The 4,892-nt window shown below is 59.5% G+C and carries 5 protein-coding genes; 2 read left to right on the top strand and 3 right to left on the bottom strand.

Features of this window, described 5'->3' with window-relative positions:
- The coding region (locus tag NW857_RS06420) for a pyruvate formate lyase family protein (protein ID WP_414368367.1) at positions 1 to 1,568 on the bottom strand (1,568 nt) is incomplete at its 3' end.
- A gap of 397 nt (positions 1,569 to 1,965) precedes the next feature.
- Between NW857_RS06420 and NW857_RS06415 the strand changes: the two genes are divergently transcribed.
- Positions 1,966 to 3,009 carry a VOC family protein gene (locus NW857_RS06415; RefSeq protein ID WP_414349300.1) on the top strand — a complete coding sequence of 348 codons (1,044 nt, stop codon included), beginning with the start codon at positions 1,966 to 1,968 and terminating at the stop codon, positions 3,007 to 3,009.
- Positions 3,010 to 3,136: 127 nt separating this feature from the next.
- Positions 3,137 to 3,745 carry a chromophore lyase CpcT/CpeT gene (locus NW857_RS06410; protein ID WP_414368365.1) on the top strand — a complete coding sequence of 203 codons (609 nt, stop codon included), beginning with the start codon at positions 3,137 to 3,139 and terminating at the stop codon, positions 3,743 to 3,745.
- 15 nt (positions 3,746 to 3,760) lie between these two features.
- Here NW857_RS06410 and NW857_RS06405 read toward each other — a convergent pair whose 3' ends face one another.
- Positions 3,761 to 4,027, bottom strand: coding sequence for a hypothetical protein (locus tag NW857_RS06405; RefSeq protein WP_414368362.1), 267 nt, complete (start codon positions 4,025 to 4,027; stop codon positions 3,761 to 3,763).
- Positions 4,028 to 4,158: 131 nt separating this feature from the next.
- The gene (locus NW857_RS06400) at positions 4,159 to 4,770 is read right to left on the bottom strand and encodes an ATP-dependent Clp protease proteolytic subunit (protein ID WP_414334591.1); all 612 of its coding nucleotides are present in this window, start codon (positions 4,768 to 4,770) and stop codon (positions 4,159 to 4,161) included.
- Positions 4,771 to 4,892: the final 122 nt, after the last annotated feature.

The following is a 4,892-nucleotide window of genomic DNA, read 5'->3' as shown; positions in this document are numbered from 1 at the left end:
AGGCGCTCGTAGCAGTACTTGTCGTGCATGTAGTGGATGATGTTCATGGTGTTGACGTAGGTCTTGGCCAGCCAGGCCATCATCTGCACCAGGCGCGGCCACACCTCGTCGTACTCCAACACCTCAGAGGTGATGGGGGCATAGGCCGGGGCCACCTGCTCACCGGAGATCTCATCCCGACCGCCATTGATGGCATAGAGTAGGCACTTGGCCAGGTTTACCCGCGCCCCAAAAAACTGCATCTGCTTGCCAATGCGCATGGCCGATACGCAGCAGGCGATGCCGTAGTCATCCCCCCAGTAGGGGCGCATCAGGTCGTCGTTTTCGTACTGGATGGAGCTGGTTTCGATGGAGACCTTGGCGCAGTAGCGCTTGAAGGCTTCCGGCAGCCGCTCCGACCAGAGCACCGTTAGGTTGGGCTCCGGCGCCGGCCCCAGGTTGTAGAGGGTGTGCAGCATGCGGAAGCTGGTCTTGGTGACCAGAGGTCGCCCATCCAGCCCCATGCCGCCAATGCACTCAGTTACCCAGGTGGGATCGCCGCTGAAAAGCTCGTTGTACTCCGGCGTGCGCAAAAACCTGACCATGCGCAGCTTCATGACAAAGTGGTCAATGAGCTCCTGGGCCTCTTCTTCGGTGAGGATCCCGGCCTGCAGATCCCGCTCGATGTAGATGTCTAGGAACGTGGAGACCCGCCCCAGGGACATGGCGGCGCCGTTTTGCTCTTTGACCGCTGCCAGGTAGGCTAGGTACAGCCACTGGATGGCCTCGCGGGCATTGGTTGCTGGCCGGCCCAGGTCAAAGCCGTAGCTGGCCCCCATTTCCTTGAGCTCGTGCAGGGCTTTGATCTGCTCTGAGAGCTCCTCCCGCAGGCGGATGGTCTCTTCATCCATCGTGTCCAGGTCGAGGCTGGCTTTTTGCGCCTCCTTGTCTTCAATCAGCCGATCCACCCCGTAGAGAGGTACCCGCCGGTAATCACCGATGATGCGGCCCCGCCCATAGGCGTCCGGCAAGCCGGTGATGATGCCAGAGCGGCGGCAGCGGCGCATCTCCTCCGTGTAGGCGTCGAAGACCCCGTCATTGTGGGTCTTGCGGTATTTGGTAAAGATCTCCTTAACCTTTGGATCCAGCTCGTAGCCGTAGGCCTTGAGGGCCGTCTCTACCAGGCGGATGCCGCCAAAGGGCAGGATGGCCCGCTTCAGGGGCTTGTCTGTCTGCAGACCTACAATTTGCTCCAGCTCCCGGTCGATATAGCCCGGCGGGTGGCTGGTGATGCTGGAAGGAAGGTCGGTGTCGGCATCCAAAACCCCCCGCTCCCGCTCCAGCGCCATCAAATCCTTAACCTTGGCCCACAGCCGTTGGGTGCGCTCGGTGGCCGGCGCCAAAAAGCTTTCATCCCCGGTGTAGGGAGTGTAATTGCGCTGAATAAAATCTCGGACATCGATGCAGCGCTGCCACTGCCCCGGCAGAAAATCTCTCGCAACTGCTTGATCAGATACTTTGCGTTCTGTATTTTTTTCGGCCTTCGATTCTGTAGACAAAGCTACAGAACGCTGCGCGCTCGCTATCATAACAATCCTCCCAACTATGACGCCTGACAACTCCGCCAATAGGCTGACAATAGGGCAAGGCGGCGCCCCAGCAACTGCCAAAAGCTACAACAATCTTTGCAAAAGAGAGGGCCTGGTGACTGACTTGAGGGAGAGCTTTTAGCAACTCTGCTGTTTCTTTTTTTGGATGTTGGCCATACACCTCGCCCACTTCAATTTTAGTCCTTTGCCCTGCGAAGATGTTTTTGTGGGCGCATTTTTAAGCGTGTTTTTAATGTTGTCTTAAGGGTTTGCTGGAAAGGGTTTTGACCTTTTCCCTCGCCAAAGGGCCAGCCTATGCTGGGTTAGGGCGGCCCCGGTTACCTGTTGCCGGGAAAACACCAGAACACCTGGCGTTCGTGTTAGCCGTGCGCTTTCTATGAACCAGTCCATTCGAATTGTCCAAGGGATCCATCACCTGCACTTCTACCTTTGGGATCTGCCCCGTTGGCGGGAACACTTTTGTCGGGTTTGGGGCTTCCGACTGGAAAGCGAGGCCGGCAACACCCTGGATCTGCGGCAGGGATCCCTGCGCGTGCGCCTGTCTCAGCCGGCACGGGCGGGGGACGAGGTGGATCGCCATTTGCAGCAGCATTCGCCGGGGGTGGTGGATGTGGCTTTGGCGGTGGGGGAGCAGGAGCTACCGGCCTTGGCGGAGCTGTTGCGGGGGCGAGGCGCCCCAGTGGAATGGATCCCGGCAGCAGCGGCGCTCTGCCTCCACACCCCCTACGGGATCCGGCATTCTCTCGTCCCCGGCCCCTCCAACGTCACCCCTGCGGAAGCAGGCCTGTTCTCCCATTGGGATCACGTGGTGTTGAACGTGGAGCAGGGATCCCTGCAGGCGGCAGCCGACTGGTATGGCCAGGTGCTGGGCTGGCGGCATCTGTACCGTTACAGCATCCACACCGACACCTCTGGCCTGGAAAGCGTGGTGGTAGGGGATCCAGAAGCCGGGATCCAATGGGCCATCAACGAACCCACCTGCGCCGCTTCTCAGATTCAGGAGTTTTTGGATGCCCATGGTGGCCCGGGCATTCAGCACGCGGCGCTGCACAGCCCGGATATCGTTGCCAGCCTGCGGCGGTTGCGGCAGGGGGGAGTGGACTTTTTGCAGGTGCCGCCGCAGTACTACACCAGCCTGGAAAGGGAGTTGGGGTTGGCGCTCCGTTCCGCCCTTGGACAGGCCATCTCCTGGCAAGACCTGGTGGAGCAGCAGATCCTTTTGGATGCCACCCTGCCCGCCTCTGATGGCCAGGATCGTCCCCTTCTGCTGCAAACATTTACCCAACCTCTATTTGGCCGGCCCACCTTTTTCTTTGAAGTCATTCAACGGCTAGGCCGGGCCACAGGCTTTGGAGAGGCCAATTTTCAAGCCCTGTTCGAGGCCCTGGAGCGGCAACAGCGGCAGCGACAACAGCTATGACCAGCCAAGCCAATCTTGACCTCTCCAGACAAGATCGAGGCGGCCCCTACTGCTCGGCCCCCACCCCCCCTTGGCATAGCCGTACAATCGAGAAATCCCTGAAGACAGGCAACCCTCTTTCCTGCCCATGACAGCTTCTTCTGCGGCAGCTCCCAACTCTGACTTGCAGACCTTGGCCGATTGGCTGGAAGGCTACTACAGCAACCGCGCCCAAGCCATGGCAGAACCGGTGTGGTTTGTGCCGGTCAGCCTCTGGTACGTGCGCCTACCCCGCTTGTTTTCAGAGGGGATCGGCTTTTTTACCGAGCAATTTAACGAGCACACGCCGGGCCGGTTTTACCGCAGCCGAGTGCTGCAGTTGTTGGCGGATCCCTTGCGGATCGAGAACTACAAGTTGCGGGATCAAGCGGCTTGGGCAGGCGCCTCTCAGGATCCGCAGCGCTTGGCGCAGCTTTCTCTGGCAGACCTGGAGCATTTGCCCGGCTGCCGCATTTTGGTGGAAAAACGTCCCAACTGCTTTCATGGCCAGATGCTGCCGGGCGGCGGCTGCCGTCTCAACCCCGGCGACAGCACCTACATCCACATCGAGTTTGACCTCACAGCCCAAGAATTCATCACCTGGGATCGCGGCTTTGACGCCACCACCGGTCAGCAAACCTGGGGATCCCGCGCCGGCCCCTACCGCTACCAGAAAGGGATCCCTCCTCGCCCTTGGGGAGAGGGGAACAGGGGGTGAAGGCCAGATCAAAGGCTATGGGAACAAAAAAGGAAACAGGTCGCGCAACCCTTTGCGCAGCCTGAGCAAAAAGATCAGCCGCTCCACCTCTGGAGAAACAGATCCGGTTTCGGGCCGGGCCCCCAGCGCTGCTTGGAGTTGCAGAGCTTCGCCGGCGGTGAGGGGCTGATTATCGACCGGAGAGCGAGCCTGCAAATCTGGCTGAGCCCGCAGCACCTCCTCAGGGAGCTCAGAAGCCGGGGGCAAAGCCAAAGCTGGATAGGGGGGATACAGCAGGAACACCAGCAGACCGGCCCATCCACTGCTCCTTCTGACCCAATGCTTTCGGTTCACTGGATGCCAATCTCCCGGTTCACTCCGCTTGATTCGGAATCTTGCCCAGGTCTTCTTTTTGCGGCGAGCCAAAATCCCCCTTAGCTGGCCATGGCTTCCGAGCGCTCTTGGATCACCCGGTCGACAATTCCATAAGCCTGGGCTTCCGTGGCCGAGAGGTAAAAGTCTCGCTCCACATCCCGCTCGATTTTCTCCAGCGGTTGGCCGGTGGTTTGCGCCAAGATCTCATTCATGCGCCGTTTGACCCGCAGAGTTTCGCGGGCGCGAATTTCGATATCGCTGGCCTGGCCTTGGATCGTGCCCAGAGAAGGCTGGTGCAGCATGATGCGGGAGTGGGGCAGGGCAAAGCGTTTTCCCTTGGTGCCGGCAGCCAGCAAAAAGGCCGCCATCGAGGCTGCCTGGCCCACGCAAACGGTTACGATGTCCGGCTTGATGTGGTTCATGGTGTCGTAGATGGCCATGCCCGCCGTCACAGAGCCGCCCGGAGAGTTGATGTACATCACAATGTCTTTTTGCGGATCCTGGGAGTTGAGGTAGAGCATCACCCCCACGATAGTATTGGCCAAATTGTCATCGATGGGCTCGCCAATAAACAAGATCCGCTCTTGGTAGAGGCGGTCGTCGAGGCTGATCCACTGGCTGTAGGGCTCACCGGGCAGACGGTAGGGAACGCGGGGCACTCCAATCGGCATAAGTTTCTCCTGGCAAAGTATGCAGCACGGAACACTACACAGAACGACGCGCTTGCAAGATTTCTTCCACGCTCAAATCTAGCTGGGGCAAAACCGAGGCAACAATGCGTTCAGGGCCGGTT

Origin of the sequence: Synechococcus sp. H55.9 (assembly GCF_047462355.1) — a bacterium.
In the GTDB taxonomy this organism is placed as follows: domain Bacteria; phylum Cyanobacteriota; class Cyanobacteriia; order Thermostichales; family Thermostichaceae; genus Thermostichus.
This window is presented reverse-complemented; position numbering and strand designations above follow the sequence as displayed.